General features: G+C 66.6%; 19 protein-coding genes. 14 read left to right on the forward strand and 5 right to left on the reverse strand.

The features are described 5' to 3' along the window. The first annotated feature begins 47 nt into the window (after positions 1–47). The 7 genes from gnd (at position 48) to ACW175_RS13000 (ending at position 7990) form a co-directional block, all read left to right on the forward strand. Entirely contained in the window at positions 48–1025 is a 978-nt protein-coding gene (gene gnd / locus ACW175_RS12970) for a phosphogluconate dehydrogenase (NAD(+)-dependent, decarboxylating) (RefSeq protein WP_492104858.1), read from the forward strand. Next, on the forward strand, positions 1022–2509 hold the full coding sequence (gene zwf / locus ACW175_RS12975; RefSeq protein ID WP_492104859.1) for a glucose-6-phosphate dehydrogenase: 1488 nt from the start codon (positions 1022–1024) through the stop codon (positions 2507–2509). Before gnd ends, zwf begins: the two co-directional genes overlap by 4 nt. Then, complete coding sequence (locus ACW175_RS12980; RefSeq protein WP_492104860.1) at positions 2506–3324, forward strand: Cof-type HAD-IIB family hydrolase; 819 nt, start codon at positions 2506–2508, stop codon at positions 3322–3324. The genes zwf and ACW175_RS12980 overlap by 4 nt, the downstream gene beginning before the upstream one ends. Before the next feature lie 102 nt (positions 3325–3426). Next, entirely contained in the window at positions 3427–3864 is a 438-nt protein-coding gene (locus ACW175_RS12985; protein ID WP_492104957.1) for a ribulose-phosphate 3-epimerase, read from the forward strand. Between the two features lie 241 nt (positions 3865–4105). Further along, entirely contained in the window at positions 4106–5161 is a 1056-nt protein-coding gene (locus ACW175_RS12990; protein WP_492104861.1) for a DUF6976 family protein, read from the forward strand. A gap of 93 nt (positions 5162–5254) precedes the next feature. Next, a complete protein-coding gene (locus ACW175_RS12995) occupies positions 5255–6484 on the forward strand; it encodes a hypothetical protein (protein WP_492104862.1) in 1230 nt (409 codons plus the stop codon). A 204-nt stretch (positions 6485–6688) separates the two neighbouring features. Continuing rightward, positions 6689–7990, forward strand: coding sequence for a cation:proton antiporter (locus tag ACW175_RS13000; protein WP_492100487.1), 1302 nt, complete (start codon positions 6689–6691; stop codon positions 7988–7990). Between the two features lie 192 nt (positions 7991–8182). Here ACW175_RS13000 and ACW175_RS13005 read toward each other — a convergent pair whose 3' ends face one another. Together ACW175_RS13005 and ACW175_RS13010 are read right to left on the reverse strand one after the other, a co-directional pair. Continuing rightward, positions 8183–9940 (reverse strand): ATP-binding protein, encoded by a 1758-nt coding sequence (locus ACW175_RS13005; RefSeq protein WP_492100488.1) that lies wholly within the window; start codon positions 9938–9940, stop codon positions 8183–8185. A gap of 360 nt (positions 9941–10300) precedes the next feature. Continuing rightward, positions 10301–11278, reverse strand: a complete 978-nt coding sequence (locus tag ACW175_RS13010) for a sensor histidine kinase (protein ID WP_492100489.1) — start codon at positions 11276–11278, stop codon at positions 10301–10303. A gap of 460 nt (positions 11279–11738) precedes the next feature. Between ACW175_RS13010 and ACW175_RS13015 the strand changes: the two genes are divergently transcribed. Continuing rightward, positions 11739–12062 (forward strand): hypothetical protein, encoded by a 324-nt coding sequence (locus ACW175_RS13015; protein ID WP_492100490.1) that lies wholly within the window; start codon positions 11739–11741, stop codon positions 12060–12062. On the opposite strand, the gene ACW175_RS13020 is transcribed toward ACW175_RS13015, so the two are convergent. Next, positions 12059–13264 carry a hypothetical protein gene (locus ACW175_RS13020; protein ID WP_492100491.1) on the reverse strand — a complete coding sequence of 402 codons (1206 nt, stop codon included), beginning with the start codon at positions 13262–13264 and terminating at the stop codon, positions 12059–12061. The two genes, ACW175_RS13015 and ACW175_RS13020, sit on opposite strands and share 4 nt — an antisense overlap. Before the next feature lie 331 nt (positions 13265–13595). Between ACW175_RS13020 and bufA2 the strand changes: the two genes are divergently transcribed. The 5 genes from bufA2 (at position 13596) to ACW175_RS13045 (ending at position 21043) form a co-directional block, all read left to right on the forward strand. Then, entirely contained in the window at positions 13596–13865 is a 270-nt protein-coding gene (gene bufA2, locus ACW175_RS13025) for a BufA2 family periplasmic bufferin-type metallophore (protein WP_492100492.1), read from the forward strand. 71 nt (positions 13866–13936) lie between these two features. Then, a complete protein-coding gene (gene bufB, locus ACW175_RS13030) occupies positions 13937–14773 on the forward strand; it encodes an MNIO family bufferin maturase (protein WP_492100493.1) in 837 nt (278 codons plus the stop codon). After that, positions 14770–15516 (forward strand): HvfC/BufC family peptide modification chaperone, encoded by a 747-nt coding sequence (locus tag ACW175_RS13035; protein ID WP_492100494.1) that lies wholly within the window; start codon positions 14770–14772, stop codon positions 15514–15516. The genes bufB and ACW175_RS13035 overlap by 4 nt, the downstream gene beginning before the upstream one ends. Before the next feature lie 537 nt (positions 15517–16053). Beyond that, positions 16054–17859: an amidohydrolase family protein gene (locus tag ACW175_RS13040; RefSeq protein WP_492100495.1), complete on the forward strand. Its 1806-nt coding sequence runs from the start codon at positions 16054–16056 to the stop codon at positions 17857–17859. Between the two features lie 136 nt (positions 17860–17995). After that, positions 17996–21043 carry a TonB-dependent receptor plug domain-containing protein gene (locus ACW175_RS13045; RefSeq protein ID WP_492100496.1) on the forward strand — a complete coding sequence of 1016 codons (3048 nt, stop codon included), beginning with the start codon at positions 17996–17998 and terminating at the stop codon, positions 21041–21043. Positions 21044–21485: 442 nt separating this feature from the next. Here ACW175_RS13045 and ACW175_RS13050 read toward each other — a convergent pair whose 3' ends face one another. Then, positions 21486–22469 (reverse strand): zinc-dependent alcohol dehydrogenase family protein, encoded by a 984-nt coding sequence (locus ACW175_RS13050; protein ID WP_492100497.1) that lies wholly within the window; start codon positions 22467–22469, stop codon positions 21486–21488. Position 22470: 1 nt separating this feature from the next. Next, positions 22471–23970, reverse strand: coding sequence for an NAD(P)H-hydrate dehydratase (locus ACW175_RS13055; protein WP_492100498.1), 1500 nt, complete (start codon positions 23968–23970; stop codon positions 22471–22473). 179 nt (positions 23971–24149) lie between these two features. Here ACW175_RS13055 and ACW175_RS13060 point away from each other — a divergent pair, with 179 nt between their 5' ends. Continuing rightward, complete coding sequence (locus ACW175_RS13060) at positions 24150–25253, forward strand: zinc-dependent alcohol dehydrogenase family protein (protein ID WP_492100499.1); 1104 nt, start codon at positions 24150–24152, stop codon at positions 25251–25253.

Below are 25253 nucleotides of genomic sequence, written 5' to 3' on the forward strand. Positions count from 1 at the left end.
TTCGACGGCACGATCGCCGCGCCTCAACATCTCGAAGGGATGCAATCATGAAGATCGGTGTGATCGGCCTTGGCCGCATGGGCGCCAACATCGTCCGTCGCTTGATGCGCGGCGGTCACGAGGTGGTGGTGCACAACCGCTCACCCGAGCCGGTGCGGGAACTGGCCAAGGAAGGCGCGATCGCATCGACCGACCTGACGGACATGCAGGCCAAGCTGGGCGAGGACGCGATCTATTGGGTGATGCTGCCGGCCGGAGCGGTCACCGACGAGACGATCGAGGAGATCGCGGGCTTGGCCAGTCCCGGCGACATCATCATCGACGGCGGCAACAGCTTCTACAAGGACGACATCCGCCGGGCCAAGGCGTTGCGCGCCAAGAACCTGAACTATGTCGATGTCGGCACCTCGGGCGGCGTCTGGGGGCTGGAGCGCGGCTACTGCATGATGATCGGCGGCGACGAGGCCGTGGTCGACAAGCTGGACCCGATCTTCGCGACCCTGGCCCCGGGCTATGGCGACATCCCCCGCACCAAGGGCCGCGACGCCGCCGACGACCGCGCCGAGCGTGGCTATATCCACGCCGGTCCCGCCGGCGCCGGGCACTTCGTCAAGATGGTCCACAACGGCATCGAGTACGGCCTGATGCAGGCCTATGCCGAAGGCTTCGACATCCTGAAGAACAAGGGTTCGGGTCGTCTGCCCGAGGATGAGCGTTTCGACCTGAACCTGACGGACATCGCCGAGGTCTGGCGGCGCGGCAGCGTGATTAGCTCTTGGCTGCTGGACCTGACGGCCTCGGCCTTGGCCCAGGACCAAGCGCTGGACCACTTCAACGGCAAGGTCGCCGACAGCGGCGAGGGCCACTGGACGATCGAGGCGGCCATGGAAGAGGCCGTGCCCGCCAACGTGCTGTCGGCCGCCCTCTATGCCCGTTACCGCTCGCGCAGCGACAACACCTTCGGCGAGAAGCTGCTGTCGGCCATGCGCTTCGGGTTCGGCGGTCACGTCGAGCCGCCGAAATGACGGCCAAGGACGTGGACGCGCCGGTCGCTCCCGACGCCACCCTCGTGATCTTCGGGGCGATGGGCGACCTGGCCCGCCGCCTCCTGGCGCCGTCCTTGGCCAATCTTCGGCGAGACGGGCTGGTTGGCGCGGGCCTGTCGATCGTCGGCGTCAGTCATGGTGAGGAGACCGACGCCAGCCTGGCCAAGGCGCTGGGCGAGTTCATCACGGATGGCGACGCCGACGCGCGCAAGGCCTGGTCGACGCTCAGCAAGGCGATCGCCTACCTGCAGGGCGACTTCACCGACGCGGCGACCTTCACAGCGCTGGCAGAGACGCTGAAGGCCAAGAGCCAGGCCAATGTCGTGTTCTACCTGGCCGTCAGCCCAGCCTTCTTCGGCGACATCGTCGAGGGCTTAGGCGGAGCTGGCCTGCTTGACGAGACTGACGGCTTCCGGCGCGTGGTGATCGAAAAGCCGTTCGGAACCGACCTGAAGTCGGCCCAGGCGCTCAACGCCCGCCTGCTGAAAGTCGCCAGCGAGCAGCAGCTCTATCGGATCGATCACTTTCTGGGGAAGGACACCGTCCACAACATCCTGGTCGCGCGGTTTGGCAACAGCCTGCTCGAAGCGGTGTGGAACAACCGCTTCATCGACCACATTCAGATCACCGCCGCCGAGACCATCGGCGTAGGCACGCGCGGCAAGTTCTACGACGCCACCGGCGCGTTGCGCGACATGGTCCCCAACCACCTGTTCAAGCTCCTGGCCATGGTCGGCATGGAAGCGCCCAACAGCTTTGACGCCGAAGCCGTGCGCGCCGAGCGGGCGCGGGTGATCGGCGCGATCCGCCCGCCCTCGCCCGAGGAGGCCAAGGCCAACATGGCGCGTGGCCGCTACACCGCCGGCGAAGCGGCCGACCAACCGCTCAAGGACTACCGCGCCGAGCCCGACGTGGCGGCGGGCGGCGATACCGAAACCTATGTCGCGCTGAAGCTGGAAGTCGGCACCTGGCGACTGGCCGGCGTGCCAATCTATCTGCGGACCGGCAAGGCGATGTCGACCCACGACACCGAGATTGTCATCGTCTTCAAGCCCCCGGCCCTGGCCCTGTTCCGCGAAGCCAAGGGAGCAACGCCGCCCAACCAGCTGATCCTCCAGATCGGGCCCGACGAAGGCGTCACGCTCGATTTCGTCGCCAAGACCCCTGGGCCGCTGGCCAACACCGCGCCGGTGTCGATGGCCTTCCACTACAAGGACCACTTCGCGGTGGGCGGCTCGACCGGCTACGAAACCCTGATCTACGACGTACTGATCGGCGATCCGTCGCTGTTCCAGCGCGGCGACGAGATCGAGGCGGCCTGGCGGGCGGTGCAGCCATTCCTAGACCTGATGGCCAAAGGCGGCGCGACGCTGGAAGACTACGCCGCCGGCAGCGACGGGCCCGCCGGCGCCGAGGCGCTGATGGCGCGCCACAATCGCCAATGGCATCGTCTGGGCTCATGAGCACGCTGCCCATCAAGCTTCTGGTCTCCGACATCGACGGCACCCTGGTGCGTGGTGACAAGACGCTGTCCCAGGCCACCATCGACGCGTTCGGCCGACTGCGGGCGGCGGAGATCACCGCTAGCCTGATCAGCGCCCGCCCGCCCAGCGGCATGCTCCGTCTGGCCAAGGCGTTGGGCATCCCCGGCCCCCTCGGCGCCTTCAACGGCGGCACGCTGATCGACGCCAGCGGCGCTGTGCTTGGCGCCGAGCGATTGACGCCGAAGGTCGCGGCTACGTCGCTGGCCCTGCTGGAGGCGGCCGACGTCGACATCTGGCTGTTCGCTCACGGGCTCTGGTACAGCCGCGACACCCGCAACATCCATACCGACCACGAACGCTTGGCCGCCGAAACCGAACCGACCCTGATCGCCGACTTCTCTGGCCTCGACCAGGTCGACAAGATCGTCGCCATCAGCGAGGACCACTCAGGCCTCGCGGGACTGGAAGCAAAGGTCATCGCCGCCGCCGGTGATCGCGCCACGGTCGCCCGCTCGCAGCCCTACTATCTCGACATCACCGCACCGGCCGCCAACAAGGGCGCCGGGATCACGGCGGTCGCCAAGGCCGCTGGCGTGTCGCTCGCCGAAACCGCCGCGATCGGCGACATGGCCAACGACCTGCCGATGTTCGCCCGCGCGGGCGTGGCCATCGCCATGGGCCAGGCTCCCCAAGCGGTGCGGACGGCGGCGCGCTTCGTCACCGCCTCGAACGATGATGACGGCGTCGCCAAGGCCATCGACCGTTACATCCTGCGCGCGGAGACTTCAGCGTGAGCCGGCCCATCAAGGTCGCGCCCCTCGATCGTCAAGGCGATCCGCCATAGCACCACCAAGCCGCTCAACGTGCACTTGATGGTCGTCGAGCCATAACGATCGCTGGAACGCTATCGCGACTCCGGCGCCGATCACCAACTGGTCCAAGCCGAGCCGGGCTCGACGATCCATCTACACCGCGTGTTGAGCCAAGTGCGCGCGTTGGGCTGCCGCCCAGGCGTTTTGATCGACCCGGCAACTCCGATCGCCTGGATCGAGCACGTGCCGCACCTGGTCGACATCGTGCTCGTGATGACGGTCAATCCCGGCTTCGGCCGCCAGGCCTTCCTGCCCGAGATGCGGCCTAAGATCGCCACTTTGCGCCAGTTATGCGACGCGCGGGGCTTGTCTCTGCGGGTCGATGGCGGACTAGACGCCCAGACAGATTCCAGCGTCATTGAAGCCGGCGCCGATGTTCTGGTGGCCGGACCCTCGATCTTCAGCTCGGACGACTACGCCCACGCTATCGGCGATGTGCGCCATACTGCCCGTGGCCGGTGAAGGAGTGGTCGCATTACGACCGCGGTCAACAAGCGCCAGAAGCAGAACTTGGTTTGGCTCTGGATACTGGACGTTGGTGCTGGCGTGGCGGTAGCGGCTCTCGACGAGTCGCAGCAGGGGTTAAGGGACGGATCGGCGCCAAGACCAGCGATCGCCTGCGACGATCGGCCCGGCCGCCATTAGGCAATTGGCCGGTCCAGCCGACTATGTTGGCGGAGCAAGAAGCCGAGGAAGGCGCCCGATGAAAAATCTCTTCCTGACGGTTGAGGCCGCCGCCGACCTTGTCGCATCAGGCGTTGTGGCGTTCATCTCCGGCCCTGAAGTCCTGCTGCGAAGCCTTCCCAGGGGACGCTGGATCGGCGGGACAACCGCCTATTTCATTGCCGAGGCTGGCGGCGTGGCGTGCGACGATCGATTGTTCTGCACGGTCTTTAACGAAGCGCTGCGCGCGCGCACCGCGATCCTGCCGGCCGACAAGCTCGGGGAACTCACCGCGGGGCGGTTTGGCCACGGCCTGACCTGCATCATCGCCCCGGCCTTCAGCGAGACCCACCAGCGCTATGCGCTTGAAGGACCGGCCCTGCCGGCCCTCTACGACCAACCGGTCTTTGGCTGGGTCGCCGGCGTGCGCCTAGACCAGACGGACACGCATCTGCCCAAGGTCTTTGACGGCGCGACCGGGCTAGCCGCCTGCGATGGCCTGGCGACCCTCTGGGTCGAGCTGCCGCTCGCGCTCGAGGCCGACCTGGACATCGTCAATCTGTTCGCTGAGGGCGACGGCGATGTTATCGGCTTCCTGGACGCTGGCTTTACGGTTGGCGACTGCTTGATCAACGGCAAGCCGACCAACTTCGCGCGCTATCTTACCGAAGGCCGGCTCGACATCCGATCTCCCCTGGTAGCCGACTATGCGGGCGCGGTGATCAATGTCTCGTTTCAGGAGGTCGACGCTCAGAAGGGACATGTGCGGCTCTATGCTCCGGTGGTCCCCGGCGTGACCTATCGGCTGGCGCGCCCTTTGGATGAACACGCCTTGCCTTACGCCCACGCGGGTCCTCCGAACGAGGCGTCGGCCATGCTCTCCTGCAACTGTATTTTGAACTACCTCTATGCCGGACTTGAGGGGCGCACGGCGGGCGGCTTCGTGGGACCGGTGACCTTCGGAGAGTTCGCCTATATTCTCTTGAACCAGACGCTTGTGCGGCTGGCGGTGTTCGATCCGACCAAGGCAAGCTCCGTGGCCGGACGCTTCGGCGCGAACTTGGCGACGTCGGCTCATGCCATGGCCACCTGGTGATCGCTCGTCCGCAAAGTTGAGCGTGGCGCCGTGCCACAGCTTATCCGGCGGCGGCGCTTGCTATTCTGATCTTCCAATCGTCGAGCCGAAATCATGACCGCGATCGCCTGCCTCAAGATCTTCGTTGGCGAGGAACTGCGGTTCGCAGATTCCGAGACCATGGCCGGCTTGGTCGCCAAGGTCGCCGGCGCCTACCTGGAGACCAGCTGGGTCTGGCCGCGCCGCCATGGCCTGGTGGCGCCGTTCTCCTTTGTCCTGGCCGATCCTCGCGCCACGCGCCTTGATGCGCGCGAACTGCAGAAGCTCGCCGCGGACCTTCAGATCAAACTGTTTGGCGACAAGGGCCTGGGCGATATCACCCTGCTGATGTTCGAGGGTGATCAGAGCGACGTCATGCGGTTCGCCGGGACCCATGCCGAAGCTCTGAGGACCTTGATCTCCGGCGAGGACGACGGAAGCTTCGCCGGCCGGGTTTGCAAGATCACGCCAGACGGCGTGACGAGCCTTCTGCCACCCGGCGGTCCCGTGGCGGGGGCGCCCCCGGCCGAGGAGCTGGCGGCGATCGAGCCGGAACCGCCCCTGGGCGGCGTCGCCGGGCTGTTGGATATCCCGACGCCGACGACCGGATGGTGGGGCGTCTACTATCTCCTGAAGGAGCGGTTCGTGGGCAGCGGCGTCGATTGGCGCGCGGCATGGGCGGGCGAGCCCTTCGGCGCGGTCGAGGACGCGGACGTCACGACCCGCGACCTGACCTGCCTGGCCTCGGCGCGACAAGCCCTATCGGGCGGTCCCAAGGGTTACATGTTCCTTCCGTTCAGCTTCTCGTCGATGGTCAAACCGTCGATGCGCGAAATCTATCGTCCGCAGCTTGATCTGCTGCCGCGCGCCGGGCGCCCGAGGCTGGCGGCCAACGTCTATGATGTCCCGCGCGAGCCCTCCTATGGGGCGATCAGCCAAATCCGCGTTTTTCTGCAGCCTTACTTTTCGCTGATCGATCTGCATGTGAGGGATCCGGGATTCCGGATCGAAAGCCTGCCGGCGGGGGCGGTCAACAGCGTCACCCTGGTGCTGGAAGGACAGGACGAGCGCGCGCGGTTAGCGACGATCTCACGCTTCCTCAACGACCCTGACGCCTACCGCGGCAAGAAGGTGTGGCAGGGCGTGACGGGGGTCGCCAGCCTGCGTGAACTGGACCTGTGTCGCCGGCTCAAGGCGCCGTTCCTCAGTGGACCGATGGTCGCGCCGATCGCAGAAGTCCCCACCGGAGAGATCCTCTGCCCGGCGCTCAATCTGCCTTATCGACCAAGGTTTGCGGCAGCCTGATCACGACGCGGTGTCCAATTGGCGAGCGAATAGCGCTGGTGCTCGGAACTCATGCTGAGGTACTGCGCGGCACGACGCGCGGAGCGCTAACGGCGTCCATTTCGGGCATATGAGCCCTTTCGCTGGTTCCGGTCTAGGAACGATCCTCCTTTGTCGGAGGCTCGCGCCGCTGGCTCCATCGGGAACGCGGCGCGTTAAGGTGCAATGCCTCTAGACCCCTACATCCTCTTTCTGCTGGGCCTTGGCGTTATCGTGCTTCTGGTGGCTTGGCTGCCGTTGGCGTTGCGCAACCTGCCGCTGTCGCTCGCGATCCTGTGCGTGGGGGCCGGTGTGGTGGTCTTCCAGACGGGCGCGCTTTCGTTCCACCCCAATCCGCTGCGATTTTCCACGCTCACGGAAAAACTCACGGAATTGGTCGTGCTGGTCTCGCTGATGGGCGCGGGCCTCAAGATTGATCGCCGCATTGGTTGGAAATCGTGGGGATCGTCCTGGCGGCTGATCGCCGTCACCATGCCGCTGACGATCGCTGGCGTGACGCTTATGGGCGTTTATGGACTTGGGCTGGGCCTGGCCTCGGCCCTGCTGCTTGGCGCGGTGCTGGCGCCGACCGATCCGGTGCTGGCCTCCGATGTCCAGGTGGGCCCGCCGCGCTCGGGCGAGGACGGCGAAGCCCGGTTCGCCCTGACCTCGGAAGCCGGCCTCAATGACGGCTTCGCCTTTCCGTTCGTGCACCTCGCCGTGGCTCTGGCCGCGACAGGCGGCGTGCTTGAGCCTGATCTCTTGAGCCATTGGCTGGCGGTGGACGCGTTGTGGCGGATCGCGGCCGGGATCGCCGTGGGCTGGGCGGTGGGTAAGGCCTTGGGCTGGATCACCTTCAAGGCGCCCCGCGCCCGACTTTCAGGGACCGGCGACGGCTTAGTGGCGCTGGGCGCGACTCTGTTCGCCTACGCCACCGCCGAGACGGCGCATGGCTATGGCTTTCTTGCGGTGTTCGTTGCGGCCCTCACTCTGCGGGCCACTGAGCGAGACCATGAGTTCCACGAGGCGATGCATGACTTCGCCGAGCAGATCGAGCGTCTGCTCATGATGCTCGTACTCGTTCTGCTGGGGGGCGCCATCGCCAGCGGGCTGCTGGCGCCGCTCACATGGAAGGACGCGGCCCTGGGGATTGTCCTGCTCTTCGTCATTCGACCGCTCGCTGGCTGGATCGGCCTGATCGGCGCGCCACACTCGCGACGCGAGCGCGCGTTCGTCTCGTTTTTCGGCATTCGAGGCATTGGATCGTTCTATTATCTGTCCTGGGCCCTCAACCATGGCGATTTCGACGGGTGGGCCCACCTTTGGGCGATCACCAGCTTTATCGTCCTGGGCTCCATTCTCATCCATGGCGTGACGGCGACGCCCCTGATGCGCACGATCGACATATGGCGACGAGGATTCATGACTGGTCACCAGGATGGGAAGGCGCCCCCTTCGCGCCCAGCGACGAGCGACGAGCGACATTGATAGGTCCGTCTCGCCCTGACCGAAGCGCCGCCTTGGCCTGGATCCGGGACGCGAGGTCAGTGGCCGGGCAAGGGTGACCTATCAGCCTCTCGTGGCCTGCGCCTGGCGCCCAGGCACAGCAAGACGCTCCAGCCGCGGACGGTCGGCCGTCTCCAAAACGCAGACGTTGAAGGTTGGCCGGCAGAGGTCAGGTCAGCCGGCGACCGCGTGGTCGGTCGGTACGGCAGCCAGGGTCTCAGCGATGGCGGCGAAGAGGACAGCAACATCGATCGGCTTGCTGACATGGGCATCCAGGCCCGCGGCAAGATAGTCGTGCCGCTGGTGGTCCATGGCGTTCGCGGTCAGAGCGATGATCGGGGTTCGGACGCGCGCGCTGGCGCGCTCTTCGTTACGGATGGCGCGCGTGGCGCTGACCCCATCCATGACAGGCATATTGATGTCCATCAGGATCAGATCGAAGGTCCGCTGGCGCCAGGCTTCGAGCGCCAGGCGACCGTCCTCGACGACCTCAAGGTCGATCCCCGCGCCGCCGAGCAGGCTGCGAAGCACCAGCTGGTTCGTGGGGTTGTCCTCGGCGACCAGGATGGCCAGGCGTTGCTCCAGGACGGTAACCGAGCGTGCGGCCCCTAGCGTCCCCGATGACGCGAGAACCGGCGTACTGGCGCGCGCCAAGGGCAAGTCGACGCGAAAGGCGGATCCGGCTCCCAGACGGCTTTCGACCGTGATGTCGCCGCGCATCAATCGGGCGAGGTCGCGTGAGATCGGCAAGCCAAGGCCGGAGCCGCCAAATCGTCGGGTCGTGGTGGCGTCTCCCTGGCTGAACTTCTCGAAGAGGCTGGCTCGAGAGGCCTCGGAGAAGCCGACTCCGGTGTCTTCGATCGTGACGACAAGCCCTCCCGCCTCGCAGGCCAGCAGCACGTCGATGCGCCCCTGTTCGGTGAATTTCACGGCGTTGCCAATCAGATTGTAGAGGATCTGTCTCACGCGCGTGGGGTCGCCCCGATAGAGACTACACGTCCCCTGCGCCACGAACGACAGGACAACACCTTTCTCCGCCGCGATGACGCCGAAGGCGTCGCACGCGTCGCGGCAGAGCGCCTCGGGGTCGAAGTCGATGATTTCGAGTTCGATCTTGCCGGCCTCGATCTTGGCCATGTCCAGCATATCATTGAGCAAGGTCAGCAGGGTCGCGCCCGACTGTTGCAGCACCGCCAGGCGTTCCCGTTGGTGACGGCCCATCGGCTCGCGCGACATAGCCTGGGCCATGCCCAGGATGCCGTTGAGCGGCGTGCGGATCTCGTGCGAGACCGTGGCCAGGAAGGCGCTCTTGGCCTGGTTGGCCGCCTCGGCGGTCAGTTGGTCCTGGATCACGTCGTCATAGGACTCGGCGTTGGCGAGCTGCAAGTCACGCGCGTTGATCGCGAAACAAGCGGCCAGCGCCGCGAGGATCCACCCCTCCCCCCCCGACTGCATTCGGGTGGCGCTGTAGAGAAGCGCGATCGCTGGGGCCGGGCCGGTCCACAGGATCATGCTCCGCGTCAGCGTGTGCTGCGCCGCGCAGGTCATCAGGATCCCGGCGCTGACGAGGACGAGCGTCACGACGGCCGTAATCGTCGTCGGGTGAGCCAGAAGAAGCGGGCCCGCGGCCGTCGACGTCAGCAGGATGGTGATAGCGATCAGCTGGTTCTGAAAGCTCCGGAACTGCTCTTGCGTCGCTGCCGCCAAGCGGGGCGCCACCCGGCGCCACCAAGCCATGGTCGCGACTTCGGAAGAGACGTAGGCGACGATCCAGCCCAGCGCGACCCAGAGCGATATCGCTTTCAAAAGGAGCAGCACCATCGCCACCAACGCGATGCTGCCGATCCGCATGGATACGTGACCGGAATAGGTTCGAGCGTAGTAGGTCTCGAACGCCTGCTGTGAATAGGGCCTGTCGGGGCGCGAAGTCATCGCGACAACTTGGGCGCACGAGGCTTTACAGGCTATTGGCCGATCGCCTCATGGGGTTGCGACATGGCGCCACAGCGTCCAACGAACCGCGGGCCACGACGTCGAAGCATCGCCGCGGCGAAGACATCCTCGCTATGAAAAGCCGATTTCCACCGCCCATATACCGCCGGCGCGGCGGAACTTAGAGTCGAGGTCGCGTCATTCGCCGCCCTTGGGGCAGCTGCGCGAACACGACGTTCAGCGGAGGTACGTCGCGCGGTTGGGCCGCTCTCGGCTAGCGAGCCCATGCGCTAGCGCTTGATCCGCACGGACATTTCCAGCGCGTCGTCGACCTCGATAACAAGGCGCCCGCGACGAGACCTACTCGCCCGGGGTCGACGGCGCCAGGGCCGCCAAAATCGTGCAAACAAGCCCCTCGGGCCTGTAGTCTAGATTGACCGGCCCCCGCAGGTCCGCGGCAAGGCTGCGCTGCAGAAGGCGGACACCAAAGCCTTGCCGCTGGGGCGGAGCGACGACGGGGCCGTCTTGCTCCTGCCACACGATCTCGACCGTCCGCGGATCAGGACAAGACCATTGAACATCGATGTGGCCCCGCTCGTTCGACCATGCGCCGAACTTCATCGCATTCGTGGCCAGCTCGTGCAGAGCCATCGACAGGGCCAAGGCAAGGGGAGGATGCAACGAGACCGCCGGACCTGCCAAGCGCAGTCGGTCGGCGTCGACTATGTTGGGCAGAATGACCTCGCGCGCGATTTCCGCGAGCTGGCTGCCTTCCCATTGCTGCCGCGTCAGGACGTCGTGCGCCTTCGAGAGCGCCATCAACCTCGCCGTGAAAGCCGCCCGGGCCGCGGGCAGGTCTTCGGCGCCCCGAAATGTCTGCGCCGCGAGAGATTGGACCGTGGCCAGGTTGTTTTTGACCCTGTGATTGAGCTCGCGGACCATAAGTTCAAGCTGCTCAATACCGCGCTTTCGCTTGGTGACATCGCGGTAGAGCAGCACCAATCCTTCGGCCGTGGGCAGAATGCGCAGCTCCATCCACGCCAGCCCGCCGCCGCGTGTTGGCCACTCTCGCTCCAAGGTTACGGGCTCACCGCTCCTGATCGCCTGTCGGTAGATATCTCTCAGGGGTTCGAAATAGGCCTCCGGCCAGGCCTGTTCGTGAGACAAGCCCAATATGTCCTGGGCTCGGCGCTGCTCCATCGCCAGCGCCGCCCGATTGATCAGTAGGACCGTGAGATTTCGATCAAGCAGGATGAATCCGTCGACGAGGCTGTCCAAGATGCTGGCGGCCAGATGGGGTGACAGCGATGGAGCGGAGGCGGACACGGACTTCGTCATGATCTGCTCCCTTAGGGCAGCGCCCTCGCACAGTAGACGGCATCGCGCGCGGCGCCCACGCCCACGAACACTGTTCTACGGCATCAGTCTCCGCGTGGGTACCGAAGCCCGCATCTCCAAGTCCGTGACCTGGCTGTCGAGGATGACACGGGTATTCAAGAAGACGCTCCGCCCTGGCCGATCGGCAAAGGCTCGGGGTCCATCCACGAGCATCGCGCATTTTGCGCGGCAAAGCGGGACCGGCCAATTGTCGGTGTAGATATCGCACGCCTAGCAACGACATTCTAACGATGGTTTGTCAGTGGGTTCATCGTCATGGCAGCGTCGTTGGCCGCCGCTAACGAACCTCCAGCACGGCGAGGTTCGCGAGACGGACTCAGGTGACAATTTCGCCGACAGACGCCGGTCCAGGATTTCGGCCGGGCCTGTAACCTTCGCGCATCCCCCGGCGAATACAGTCGTGGAACAGGGGGAAACCATGGCGATCAGCGGCGACTATCCGACCCCGGTCAACGTCAACGGGTTCTCGTGCAAGAACTGCACGGACGTCGACAACGCCAAGAAGCACATCGATCCGGCCCATCCCAAGGACGGTCCGTTCGGGATCAACGCCAAGAACCGTCCAGATGACATTAAGCGCACCGCCGCCAAGCCTCTGGACCCAACCTACGACGGACAAGCCGCGGTGACGTTTGGCGGCCAACTCACCGCCTTCGCCGACAGGGCGTCGCAGCAGCGCCCCGTCGACATCGCGGCAGGCTCTCGCGTCAATATTTCTGTCTAGAAGCTGGTCCGGAACGCCGCTCGCCCCTGAAGGCTGTCCTGACGGGCGGCCTCGCCAAAGCGCGAACGGTCCGGACGAACGCTATGGACGGCGACGCCCTCCAGCACGACCTCCGATCCTTCGCGAACGGCGAACGACCAGGCCGCCGTGGCGGCCCAGCCGTGCTCGGCGTTGTTGTCCAGCGCCTTGAAGGTGCGGTCGCTGACCGAGAACTGATCCAGCCTCACCGTGGCGGTCCCAGTCTTCAGGGTTCGTGACGCCAGCACATAGGCGGCGGCGAAGCCGACATCGGCCGGCTCGCGGCCATCGACCGCGACGCCCATCGCGGTCTCGCCAGTCATGGCCTGGGCCAGGATCTCGGTATTGGGGTCCGGCGTCCAGCGCGCCGAGGCCTGCACGAAGCGCGTACGCCACGCATACTGGCCGTTTGTCACGGTCGCGCGGTCGCCGTTGTTGTCATAGCCGAACAGGCTCAGCGCCAGGGTCTGGGACGGCGCAAAGTCCAGGCGGACATAGCCACCCCAGCGTCCGTCGACCTCGTCGACCGGCCGGGTGGCCTGAGCCTGCTTGCCGGCGAACATCCCGGGTACGGTCGGAAGATCAAAGGTTCCGTCCAGATTGGCCCGCAGGTCGTGCAGCGCCCAGCCCCGGAACGTCAGCAAGGCGCCCGAGGTGTCATTGCCCTGGAACGCGGCGGCCGTGACGCCGACCGGATGGCCCGCGACGGCGCCGCGCAAGGTCACCTCCGCGCCCGCCACCTTGACCTCTTCGGCGATCCAGCTGTCGATCGCCGACGGCGTCAGGGTGCGGGCCAGGGACCATTCGGTCCCGTCGTGCTCCAGCGAGGCGGGCGGGAAAAACAGGCCCGCGCGCCCGGAGAGACGCAGGACGGAGCCCGGCGCCGGCCGCAGCGTGATATAGGCCTCGTCGAGACCGACGACGGAACTGGCCAGGGATTGAGCGTCCGCCGACACCAGAGCGCCAACGCGGTCGCTGAAGCCTCCTCGCCAGGTGACGATCGCCGAGCCCTCGACCCGGACCTGATCTCCGCCGGTCCGCAGCTTCCCCAGTCCGCCTTTGAGCCACGACGCCTCGCCAGACCCGGTCGAGGGCCCGGCGACGATCACGCCCGAAAACGCATCACGCGAAAACAGATCGTCGGCGCGAGCGGCGCGGGGCGCCGCGACGGCCAGAGCGAGCACGGAGGTCGCTATCAGAACTGAGGATCGCATCATCGACCAAGCTTGCTCCCCTTCCCCCTACGGCCGGCTTAAGACGAGATGGACGGCGGCCGGCCAGGAGACACGACCCGCCGCCGTCCGGGTGGCCTCCGCCGAGGGGAGCGGGAATCTCGGGACCACACGCGAGGCCATTCGCACGCGGGACATCCGAGGTTACGCCCTCTGGAAAATATGGCGCGCGACCGGCCCTGGAAAATTTCTGGCGTCAGGCCTGTAACCGAAGGCCGAGCCGCGGCGAATGGGGTGTTGTCGGGCCGATCAGCGGCCTGGCCTCGACAACCAGGAAACACCCATGACCAACTTCAAGTCCGCGACGATCGCCTCGGCCGCCGCCCTGTTCGCCATGACCAGCATGGTCGCCGCCACCCAGGCTTCCGCCGCCCCCAAGGCCGCGGCCGAGAAGGTCCACTGCTACGGCGTCAACACCTGCAAGGGCACCTCGGACTGCAAGACCGCCAAGAACGACTGCCGGGGCCTGAACGACTGCAAGGGCCAGGGCTTCAAGGAACTGAGCAAGAAGGCTTGCACGACCGCCGGCGGTTCGCTGTCCGCGCCGCAGTAGCCGGTTACGCGCGGCCGATTCTCCGCGAGCCGGCCGCGCACCGACCGTCCTCAACCCAGCCCGAGGTCGCCATGCCCGACACGATCCCGCTCTTCGAAGGTTTCGGCCTGGGCCTGCGTCCGCCCCACTACGCGGACTTTCTCGAGCGCGAGGTCCCCGTCGATTTCGTCGAGGTGATCTCCGAGAACTTCATGGTCCGCGGCGGTCGGCCGCTCTACATCCTGGACGCCGTGCGCGAGCGCCATCCGGTGGCGATGCACGGGGTGTCGATGTCGATCGGCTCGGCCGATGGCGTGAAGCCGGACTATCTGCGCCGGCTCAAGGCCCTGGTCGATCGCGTCGATCCGCTCTGGGTGTCCGACCATCTCTGCTGGACCGGGCTGGAAGGCTTCAATTCCCACGACCTGCTGCCCCTGCCCTACACCGAGGAGGCGATGGAGGTGGTCTGCGCCAACATCGCCCGCGTCCAGGATGTCCTCGAACGACCGATCCTGCTGGAGAACCCTTCCAGCTATCTGACCTTCGCCGACGACGAGATGACCGAGCATGGCTTCATGGCCCGGATGTGCGAGGCCACCGGCTGCTCGCTGCTGCTGGACATCAACAACATCTATGTCAGCGGAACCAACCACGGCTTTGATCCCGCCGCCTACATCGCTGGCGTGCCGGCCGACCGGGTGCGTCAGATCCACCTGGCCGGCCACAGCCAGGGGCGGGATCTGCTGATCGACACCCACGATCAGCCGGTCCCCGACCCCGTCTGGGCGCTCTACGACCTCGCCTGCCGGCGCTTCGGGCCCGTGGCGACCATGATCGAGCGCGACGACGACATTCCGCCCCTCGGCGACTTGCTGGCCGAGCTGGACATCGCGCGTGCTCGCGCCGCCGACCTGGAGCGCGCCGCATGAGCCTGCTGGCGATCCAGCGCGGCCTGCGCGACCACATCCTGGCGAACAAGGCCGACCGCCTGCCCGCCGTCGCGGCCAGCGGCGAAGCCGGCCTCGCTGTCTATCGACATGCCTATCGCGCGCAACTGGTCGCCTGCCTGCGCGACACCTTCGAGCAGACCTGGTCCTGGCTCGGAGACGACGGCTTCGACGCCGCCGCGCTGAGCCATATAGCGGCCCATCCGCCCAGTGGCTGGACCCTGGACGCCTATGGCGAAGACTTTCCCCAAACCCTGGCCGAGCTCTACCCCGACGATCCGGAGGTCCCAGAACTGGCCTGGCTGGACTGGAGCCTGCGCCGCGCCTTCGACGGTCCGGACGCTGATCCGATCACGGCGGAGGCCCTGGCCATGGTGGATTGGGACAGCGCCGTCCTGACCCTGTCGCCGACGTTGGCGATCGGCGCGGTCACGACCAACAGCGCCGCGATCTGGGGCGCGCTTGCCGAAGGGCAGGCGCCGCCAGCGGTCGAGCGCCTGCCCGCCCCGGCCGCCATCCGCGTCTGGAGACAAGGTCTGTCGCCACGATACCGGACGATAGACGCCTTCGAACAACAGGCCCTGGCCATGGTGCTGGACGGTCGCGCCTTCGCCCAGCTGTGCGAGCGGCTTGCCCAACCCGATGACGCCGGTCGCGCCGTCGAGCAGGTCGGCGGTCTTCTAGGCGTCTGGCTTCAGGATGGACTGGTCCGCGGCGCTAGCTAACCGGGTTCGCTAGAGGCCAAAGGCGGTGAGCCAAGGATGATCGGCGGCCTGGGCGCCCCGAGCGAGCTCAATGAAACAGGCGGCTTTCCAGCGCGGTCGAGATGCCGTTTAGCATCAAGAGCACGCGTAGTCGGGCGGACCCGTGAAGGATCAAGCTCTCCTGTAAGCTCTCGGTTTTTGCCAAGACGAAGGGAGACGACGATGTTCCACGCTGCGTTGGATGTGTCGCTGCGGTCAGTGGCGATCTGCATCATTGATGAGGATGACAAAGTGCGGCCCGAGCGGTCCGTGCCTTCGGAAGTCCCCGGCCCATAAGACCGCCTCCGACCCAGTCGCCGCCCCCGCTTAGACGAAACGCCGGCGCATGGCGGCCGATTGGGTCAGCGCGCTCCGAGCACCTGACCGCGCGCATCGTCATAGGGTTCGTGGCCGTCGACGGGCGAATGGATGATTCAAGACAGTCGCAGACTGGCGGAAACGCGAACCTCGTCCGTCGATCAAGGAGTCGGTATCGTCTACGTCGGGGATCGCATTGCCATGAAGTCAATCCGTAGGGTCATTCTGGCGGCCACCGCACTGGCCGGAAGCTTTGGACTGGCCGCCTTCGGGATCGCCCAGGCGGCCAAGGCAAGCGATGCTCAGGTGGTCGCCATCATGGGCGCGACAGTGTTCGACGCTACGGGCGCCGCGCCGCATCTGGCCAACGTCGTCATCCGCGACGGGCGCATCGCCGATGTCGGACCCGACGTGAAGGCGCCGCGCGGCGCCAAGGTGATCGACGCCAAGGGCGAGGCGCTGTTGCCGGGCTTCTTCGATCTGCATACCCACTGGACGCCCGGCGGCGTCCCGGCCACGACGCCGCAAATCGCCACCGCCTACGTCTCGGCCGGCGTCACCACGGTCAACGACTTCAACGCCGCGCCGGAATCATTCGCGCCGCGCCGCCAATGGCTGTCGACCCTGATCGCGCCGCACGTCAACTTCGCCGCGCGCATGAGCACGCCAGGCGGTCACGGCGCGGACTGGGCCGACACCGCCACGACCAAGTGGGTCAATACACCCGAGGCCGCCCGCGCGGCGGTCAAGGCGCTGATCCCTTACAAGCCGGACCTGATCAAAGCCTTCACCGACGGCTGGCGCTATGGCAGCGCGCCCGACAACACCAGCATGGACGAGTGGACTCTGACAGCGCTGGTCGACGAGGCCCACAAGAACGACCTGAAGGTCTTCACCCACACCGTCAGCGTCGATCGTGGCGAGGTCGCGGGCCGCGCGAAGGTAGACGTCATCACCCATAGCCTGCAGGACCGTCCGCTGGACGCCGAGGCGATCGCGATCATCAAGGCCGGCGGCACGTCGGACACCCCGACCCTCGCCGTCTACGAGCCTACGAAACCCGGCCAGCCGGCGCGCGATCCCGATGATGACCCCAAGGCCAAGCAGAGCTTCAAGAAATTCGACTACGCCCTTGGCAACGCCAAGAAGCTGCACGACGCCGGCGTGACCATCGCGCTGGGCACCGATGCGGGCATGCCGGGCACGCCGCACGGCGTCTCGACCTTGCACGAGATGGAATTGCTGGTCCGCGCCGGCCTCACGCCCGCGGAAGCCCTGATGGCCGGCACGGCGCTGAGCGCCAAGGTCATCAACCTTCTGGGCGACCGCGGCACCATCGAGAAGGGCAAGCGCGCGGACCTTGTGCTGATCAAGGGCGAGCCCTGGAAAACGATCGGCGACGTGCGGAAGACCGATCGCGTGTTCATCGACGGCAAGCTGGTCTTCGGTCCCGGCGCGCCGCCATTGAGCGCCAACCAAGCCACGACGATGTCCTCGATCCCCGCCAAGGCGCAGATCGACGACTTCGAGCGCGCCGACGGCCGCTCCAGCCTCGACACCCTGCGCACCGACGATCCGGATGGCGGCCTCGACCGCACGGTGGAGATCAGCCAGGTGATCACGCGCGGCGCCGAGGGCCACGCCTTGTCGATCAACGCCCGCATGGCGATGAAGGCCAGGCCCTCTGCCGGCGTGATCATCCCGCTGACGCGCGGTTCGATCCAGCCGGTCGACGCGCGCGCTTTCAAGGGCGTAAGGTTCGAGGTGCGCGGCGACGGCGACTATCAGCTGGGCGTCAGCGCCTCAAGCGGCCGCTGGTCGGCGCCGTTCACGGCCGGCTCGGCCTGGAAGACCGTCGAGGTCCCGTTCTCGGCCCTCAAGCCCGCCGGCGAACGCGGCGCCAAGGGCGACTGGACCGCCTCGGACCTGACCGAGGTCGAGTTCATGGGCGGCCGCAAGGGCGGTGAGAAGCTTTGGATGGAGGTCGACAACGTCGCCTTCTACTGAGGGCTTGAGCTTTCGTCCGGGGCCGTGAATCGCGGGACGCCCGGATGCCACGCCCTCCAAAGAGGGATGGTTCAGGCGAACGACACCGAAATCTTGAGCCTGTTCTTGGGGGACGGGCCATACCGAGGGGATTCAAATGAAGAATACGAGAGCGCTACGCGCCGCCATGCTGGCCACTTCGGCCCTGTGCGTGGCCTGGGCCAGCCAAGCGGCCGCCCAGCAGTCCAGTGCGGCGCAGGACACCAGCGTCGAGGAGATCGTGGTCGTCGGATCACGGATCGAGGGCGCCAAGGCGACCGCCGCCCTGCCGGTGACCGTCGTCGACGCCAAGCAGCTCGAAGCCGTCGCGGCCAGTTCGGGCGATGACCTGTTCCGCTCCATCCCGCAGATGGGCGACGTCAACTATAACTCGAGCTACCTGCCGGGCAGCAGCAACTCGGCGCGCGGCGACATCGGTTCGGTGAACCTGCGCAACCTCGGCTCGGGCAACACGCTGGTGCTGCTGAACGGCCGCCGCGTGGTCGCACACCCGACCAGCCAGGCGGACGGCACCAGCCTCGTGCCGACCATCACCTACAACACCAACGCCATCCCGACATCGGGCCTCAAGCGCCTGGAAGTCCTGCGTGACGGCGCGGCGGCCATCTATGGCACCGACGCCGTGGCCGGCGTGGTCAACACCGTGCTTAAGGACAATTTCGACGGCGTCGACATGGAGGCGCAGTACGGCGCGGCCCACGACACCCACCTCAAGGAATATGAGTTCAACGGCCTGTTCGGGCACAATTTCGAACGCGGTAACCTCACGGCCTTCGTCAGCTACGACAAGCGCAGCGAGTTGCGGACGACCGACCAGATCTACACCGCCTCGGCCGACCGGCGCGTGCTGTTCACGGGCACGCGCTTCGACGGCGCCGCGTCGCTGGACGGTCGCGGCACGATCACCCCGTGGGGCAGCTTCACGGCGGCCTCGGCGGTACGGGTCGGCACGGCCCTGATCACCAGCTCGGCGGGGGCCTTCCACGTCCAGCCGACCAGCTATCCGGGCAGCCTGGCCACCGCCGGCGCCGGCATCAGCATCGACGACGGCGCCCCGGCCACCTCGGGCGAGGACCGCGAGCTGCGCTATAACGCCGCGTCCACGGGTCTGACGGTTATGCCGTCGCTGAAGCGCCTGAACGTCTTCACGACCGGCAACTACCAGATCACCGACGCCATCACGGCCTTCGGCGAGGTCGGCGTCTATCACGCCAAGACCCGCGCGTTCCAAGCCCCGGCCACGACCAGCTCGGCCCAGGTGATCACGGCGCCGACCTCCAGCTACTGGAACCCCTTCGGTCCGGTGACCTTCGCCAACGGCGCGGCCAACCCCAACCGTCTGGCCGGCATCAACGCGCCGACCTCCGGCCTGGCCGTGACCCTGACCAGCTACGACTTCGTCGACGCCGGCAAGCAGCAGGTCGACGTGACCAACGACCAGAACCGCTTCCTGGCCGGCCTGCGCGGGGACGCCATGGGCTGGAAATGGGAGTCGGCCCTGCTCTACTCGCGGGCCAAGGTGAAGGACGTCTCCGACGGCATCAGCGCCACCGCGGCGCAGAAGCAGATCGGCCTGTCGACCGCCGACGCCTACAACCCGTTCAACGGCGGCACGGTTAGCAACCCCAGCGTCGGCGACGCCACGCCCAGCAGCCAGGCGGCGATCGACGCCATCCGCTTCAAGTCCAAGCGCGAGAGCACCAGCTCCCTGGCGTCTTGGGACTTCCGCGTTTCCAGGCCCGACCTCTTCAGCCTGCCGGGCGGGGATGTCGGCATGGCCGCCGGCGTGGAATGGCGCCGCGAGACCCAGCGTGACGACCGCGACGCGCACGTCGACGGCACGATCACCTATACCAACTCGGTCACCGGCTTGGTCTATCTGAGCGACATGGTCGGCACGAGCCCGTCGCCGGACACCAGGGGTTCGCGCAAGGTCAGCTCGGCCTATGTCGAGTTCGCCGTTCCGATCATCTCGCCCGAGATGAACATCCCGTTCGCGCGCAGCGTCGAGCTGCAGCTGGCGGGCCGCGCCGAGAAGTACAGCGACGTCGGTTCGGTGGCTAAGCCGAAGGTGGCCGTGGCCTGGGACCTGGTCGACGGCTTCCGCGTTCGCGGCTCGTGGGCCCAGGGTTTCAAGGCTCCGAACCTCGAGCAGATCAACGCCACGGTCGTCACCCGCGCCAACACCCGCACCGATTATGTGCGCTGCGAGGCCGATCTGCGCGCCGGCCGCATCACCAGCTTCAGCAACTGCACCCGCACGCTCAGCGTCCAGGCGCAGCGTTCAGGCAATCCCGACCTGAAGCCGGAAGACTCAGAGACCATGGGCTTCGGCTTCGTGTTCCAGCCGAAGTTCATCCCGTCGGCGTTTGGCGACTTCACCCTCACCACCGACTACTGGCGCGTGAAGCAGAAGGGCATTGTGGGCCTGTTTGGCGAAGGCAACGCCCTGATCCTGGACTACCTGCTGCGCCAGAGCGGTTCGAGCAACCCGAACGTCGTGCGGGCCGCCGCGACCAGCGACGACGCCGCCGCCTTCGCCGGCACCGGCCTGACCCCCGTCGGCACGGTGCTCTATGTGAAGGATCAGTATGTCAACACCCTGCCGCAGGAAGCGCGCGGCGTGGACATCGGTCTGATGTGGCGCAAGCACGGCACGCCCTTTGGTGACTTTGATCTCAGCGTCAACGGCGCTCACCTGATCAAGTTCTACCAGCAGCCTTCCCCACAGATCGCGGAACTGTTGGCGGCGCGCTCGGGCGGCAAGATCAACGCCGGCACCACAATCAGCGGCGGCGGCAGCTACATCCGCCAGAACGGCAAGCCGGACTGGAAATGGACCGCCGCGCTGAGCTGGAGCCTCGACCAGTTCTCGGCCGGGGTGTTCACCCAATACATCTCTGATGTCGACGACACGGGCCTGATCGATTCGGCCGGCGCTCCGTGGATCATCGACTCGCAGATCACCACCAACGTCTACGGCCAGTACGAATTCACCAAGGGTTGGGCGGCCAATACCCGCTTGAAGCTTGGTGTGCGTAACCTGAGCAACGAGCAGCCTCCGCTGTCGTCGAACGGCTACCTGGCGTCGATGTACCAGCCCTACGGCCGGTACCTGTACGCCAGCATCCGCAAAAGCTTTTGACGGATCGTCGGCGCTCCCTCCAAGGGGGCGCCGACTACTCATTGTTCCTACGTCAGACCGGACTGGGCGCATGCGCCAAGCGCCGCGGCTTTTAACATCAGACGAGTTATTTTAGGCGACTCGCCGGGCCTCGCTTTCACGGCGCGAAATGGCCCGTCCCGGAGGCCGGTCCAGTCAAATTGGGTCCTCAAGCTCGTGAAACGGGATCGGGTCATCAGATGTCTTTCAGTCGGGGCGCGGGCCGCCGAGCTCCAGAAGACCTTCGCGTCCGCTGGCGGACTTGGGCGTCATGCGTGGGTGACAAGCCCTTGGCGAGCTTCACGCAGACAAGCTAGGCGACGACGACCAAGGCCAGCACACCGGTGATGGCCAGTGACGGCGCAGAGCGTTTCACGCTCATGCGCCGGTCTTCACCTCACCAGCGTCAACTTTGTGAAACGCACTAGGGGACCAGAACCGCCGCGCCTTCGAACCGTCCGGCCCGCAAGTCCGCCAGCGCCGTATTGGCCTGTTGGAGCGAGTAGGTGGTCGTCTTGGTGATGATGCCCATCTTCGGAGCCAGGGCGAGGAAATCGAGGCCGTCCTGACGGGTCAGATTGGCGACCGACATCAGCTGCCGCTCTTCCCACAAAATCCGATACGGGAAGCTGGGAATGTCGCTCATGTGGATGCCCGCGCAGACCACGCGTCCGCCCTTGCGCACAGCCTTCAGCGCCAGAGGTACGAGGTCACCCACGGTGGCGTAGATGATCGCCGCATCCAGTGGCGCGGGCGGCGCCTCGTCCGAGCCGCCTGCCCAGACAGCGCCCAGACTCCGGGCGAAGGCTTGGCCCGCCAGATCGCCAGGTCGCGTGAAGGCGTAGACCGCCCGGTCCTGCCATCGGGCGATCTGCGCCACGATATGACCGGCGGCGCCGAAACCGTAGATGCCCAGGGCCGCGCCCGGTCCGGCGATGGTCAGCGACCGCCAGCCGATCAGGCCGGCGCACAGCAACGGGGCCAGGGAGACGTCGTCGCCGTCCTCGCCCATCGGGAAGGCATATCTCGCGTCGGCGATGGTGGCGGTCGCGAAGCCGCCGTCACGCGTGTAGCCGGTGAACAGCGGGGCGTCGCAGAGGTTCTCGCGCTGTATTTGGCAGTAGGGACAGATCCCGCAGGTGTGGCCCAGCCAGGGAACGCCGACCCGCTGGCCCACCGTTAGGTCCACAACCCCCTCACCGACCAGATCGATCCGGCCGACGATCTCGTGACCGGGGATGATGGGAACCCGCGGATCGGGAAGCTCACCGTCGACGACGTGCAGGTCTGTTCGGCAAACGCCGCAGGCGGCGATCTTGACCCGCACCTGGCCCGGGCCCGGTGTCCGGTCGGGAAGATCGGTCCATTGCAGGGGCGCACCGACCGTGCTGAGCACCATGGCTTGCATGTCAGGTTCGGCTCCGCGCTAGGGCTTGCAGCACGCCGGGCATGCCCTCCGGCAGATCTTCGGCGACCAGTCCAAGGCCAAACGCCGCTGCAGCCGCGCCATGCAACCAAACCGCCGCTGCGGCCGCATCAAAGGCAGGGAGACCTTGGGCGAGCAGGCCGGCGACAAACCCCGCCAGCACGTCGCCGCTGCCGCCGGTCGCCAGTTGCGGCGGGGCGTTGGCATTGATGATCGCGCGGCCGTCCGGCGCGGCGATCACGGTGTCGGCGCCTTTGAGCACGATGACCGCGCCGCTTTGCGCCGCCGCCTGCCGGGCGCGGGTCAGCTTGTCCGCCGTCTTGTCCAGAGCGCCAAACAGCCGGGCGAACTCGCCAGCGTGCGGCGTCAGAACGCAGGGGCCGGAGATGGCGTCGAACAGGCGTTGAGGGTGGGCCTCGAAAGAGGTGATCGCATCGGCGTCGATCACCACCGCCCGCTTGGTCGACAGCGCTGACAGGACATGGCGCCGTGTCGCCTTGCCGACCCCTGCTCCGGGTCCGACGACGATGGCGTTACGCCGGGCGTCGCCGAGAAGTTTCCGAAAATCGTCGGCGTCGCGGAGTTCGCGGACAATGACGCCGGACAAGGCCGTCGCGTCGATCGCCCAGGTCGAGGTCGGCGCCGCCAGAGTGACTAGGCCCGCACCGATGCGCATGGCGGCGCGGGCGGTCATGCGGGCGGCGCCGGCGACGGCCGGGCCGCCCAGCACCAGAACCTCGCCGCGTTGATACTTGTGCCCCTCGGCTTGCGGCCAGGGGTAGCCATCCAGCCAAAGCGCCGGTTCGTTTTCGAACGTGTTGGGAGCGATCGCCTCCAGCACGTCGTCAGGCGTACCGATATCGGCCAGCACCAGATCGCCGCATAACCGCCGCCCAGGAAACAGCAGATGGCCGGGCTTCTTTCTGAAGAAGGTCACGGTCAGATCGGCGGCGGCGGCCACCCCGCGAACCTGTCCGGTGGCGCCATCGAGACCACTAGGCACGTCCACCGCGCACACCGGCAGGCCCATGACGCTTAAGGCCTCCAGGGTCAGCCGAGCCGCCCCCTCGATGGGCCGCGACAGGCCGGCGCCGAAGATGGCGTCGATCACCAGGCCCGCGCCGTCGAGACAAGAGGGAGAAAGCGCCGTGACCGCGCCGGACCAAAGAGCGGCGTTGCGCGCGGCGTCGCCGGACAGGTGATCTCGAGCGCCCAGCAGAGCCACTGTGACCGGCCAGCCCGCGGCCGCCAGGCGGCGCGCCGCGACGAAGCCATCGCCGCCATTATTGCCGGGTCCGCAAAGCACCGTGGTCGCGCCCGGCGACCAACGGGCGATCACGGCCGCCGCGACGGCGCCGCCGGCAGCCTCCATCAGCGCGACTCCGCTGACGCCGCCGGCGATCGTTTGACGGTCAGCCCACGCCATCTGCTCGGGGGTCAGGAGGGCCAGGTCGAAAGGCCGCCGCGCGATTGAGTTGTTCATGGTCACCCAGGTGTGAGGTGACCCTAGCCCGCGCGTCACAGCCCGCTGAGGTTCGGAATCTACTCAAGCCGGGCGAGCCTGGGCGACGCGGCCATGCCGCGGTCCCGATTGAGTACTTTCCGACCCTGTCGAGCGCCGGCCGCGCGTCCCAGTCTTAGGGCCAAGACTGAAGCGGGCCCTTGGCTCGCATCGCCATTCAGACCTGCGAGGCCCAACTCATGAACGCCATGACCAAGATCGCGACGATGAAGGCCCTTGTCTATCATGGGCCCGGCAAGAAGGCTTTCGAGGACCACCCCAAGCCCAGCATCATCGATCCGACCGACGCTATTATCCGGATCACCAAGACCACGATCTGCGGCACCGATCTGCACATCCTGAAGGGAGACCTGCCCAGTTGCGAGCCCGGCCGGGTCCTGGGCCACGAAGGTGTCGGGGTTGTCGACAGCGTCGGCGCCGCAGTCACGGCCTTCAAGGCGGGCGACCGAGTTCTGATCTCCTGCGTCAGCGCCTGCGGAAAGTGCGAATACTGCCGCAAGGGGATGTTCTCGCACTGCACCACCGGTGGCTGGATCCTCGGCAACACCATCGACGGCACCCAGGCCGAGTTCGTTCGCACGCCGCACGCCGACACCAGCCTCTATCCCATCCCCGATGGCGCCGACGAGGAAGCGCTGGTCATGCTCAGCGATATCCTGCCCACCGGATTCGAATGCGGCGTGCTCAACGGCAAGGTCCAGCCGGGCGCCACCCTGGCCATTGTCGGCGCGGGCCCCATCGGCCTGGCCGCCCTGCTCACCTCGCAGTTCTACTCCCCGGGTGAGATCATCATGATCGACCTGGACGACAACCGCCTTGAGACCGCGAAGCGCTTCGGCGCGACCCAGACGATAAACAGCGGCGACGGCAAGGCGGTGGAGGCGCTGATGAAGCTGACCGAAAACCGGGGCGTCGACACCGCGATCGAGGCTGTCGGCATTCCGGCGACCTTTGAGCTTTGCGAGCAGATCATCGCGCCAGGCGGGGTGATCGCCAATATCGGCGTGCATGGCCTGCCGGTGGCGCTCCATCTCGAGCGCCTCTGGGACCGCAACATCAGCATCACAACCCGCCTGGTCGACACGGTCAGCACGCCGATGCTGCTCAAGGTGCTCAAGGCCAACAAGATCGACCCAAAGCAGCTGATCACCCACCGATTCAAGCTGGCCGACATTCTCGAGGCCTACGAGACCTTCGGCAACGCCGCCAAGACCAAGGCGCTGAAGGTCATCCTCGAGGCCTAG

The sequence above is a fragment of the Caulobacter sp. FV1ye6ST genome (assembly GCF_058681225.1).

Excerpts from the sequence above, each read along its gene's own strand:
- ACW175_RS13000 (WP_492100487.1), top strand. The coding sequence starts at position 6,689 with ATGCCTCTAGACCCCTACATCCTCTTTCTGCTGGGCCTTGGCGTTATC.
- ACW175_RS12980 (WP_492104860.1), top strand. The coding sequence starts at position 2,506 with ATGAGCACGCTGCCCATCAAGCTTCTGGTCTCCGACATCGACGGCACC.
- bufB (WP_492100493.1), top strand. The coding sequence starts at position 13,937 with ATGCCCGACACGATCCCGCTCTTCGAAGGTTTCGGCCTGGGCCTGCGT.
- ACW175_RS13035 (WP_492100494.1), top strand. The coding sequence starts at position 14,770 with ATGAGCCTGCTGGCGATCCAGCGCGGCCTGCGCGACCACATCCTGGCG.
- ACW175_RS13055 (WP_492100498.1), bottom strand. The coding sequence starts at position 23,970 with ATGAACAACTCAATCGCGCGGCGGCCTTTCGACCTGGCCCTCCTGACC.
- zwf (WP_492104859.1), top strand. The coding sequence starts at position 1,022 with ATGACGGCCAAGGACGTGGACGCGCCGGTCGCTCCCGACGCCACCCTC.
- bufA2 (WP_492100492.1), top strand. The coding sequence starts at position 13,596 with ATGACCAACTTCAAGTCCGCGACGATCGCCTCGGCCGCCGCCCTGTTC.
- ACW175_RS12995 (WP_492104862.1), top strand. The coding sequence starts at position 5,255 with ATGACCGCGATCGCCTGCCTCAAGATCTTCGTTGGCGAGGAACTGCGG.
- ACW175_RS13005 (WP_492100488.1), bottom strand. The coding sequence starts at position 9,940 with ATGACTTCGCGCCCCGACAGGCCCTATTCACAGCAGGCGTTCGAGACC.
- ACW175_RS13045 (WP_492100496.1), top strand. The coding sequence starts at position 17,996 with ATGAAGAATACGAGAGCGCTACGCGCCGCCATGCTGGCCACTTCGGCC.
- ACW175_RS13040 (WP_492100495.1), top strand. The coding sequence starts at position 16,054 with ATGAAGTCAATCCGTAGGGTCATTCTGGCGGCCACCGCACTGGCCGGA.
- gnd (WP_492104858.1), top strand. The coding sequence starts at position 48 with ATGAAGATCGGTGTGATCGGCCTTGGCCGCATGGGCGCCAACATCGTC.
- ACW175_RS13010 (WP_492100489.1), bottom strand. The coding sequence starts at position 11,278 with ATGACGAAGTCCGTGTCCGCCTCCGCTCCATCGCTGTCACCCCATCTG.
- ACW175_RS13050 (WP_492100497.1), bottom strand. The coding sequence starts at position 22,469 with ATGCAAGCCATGGTGCTCAGCACGGTCGGTGCGCCCCTGCAATGGACC.
- ACW175_RS12990 (WP_492104861.1), top strand. The coding sequence starts at position 4,106 with ATGAAAAATCTCTTCCTGACGGTTGAGGCCGCCGCCGACCTTGTCGCA.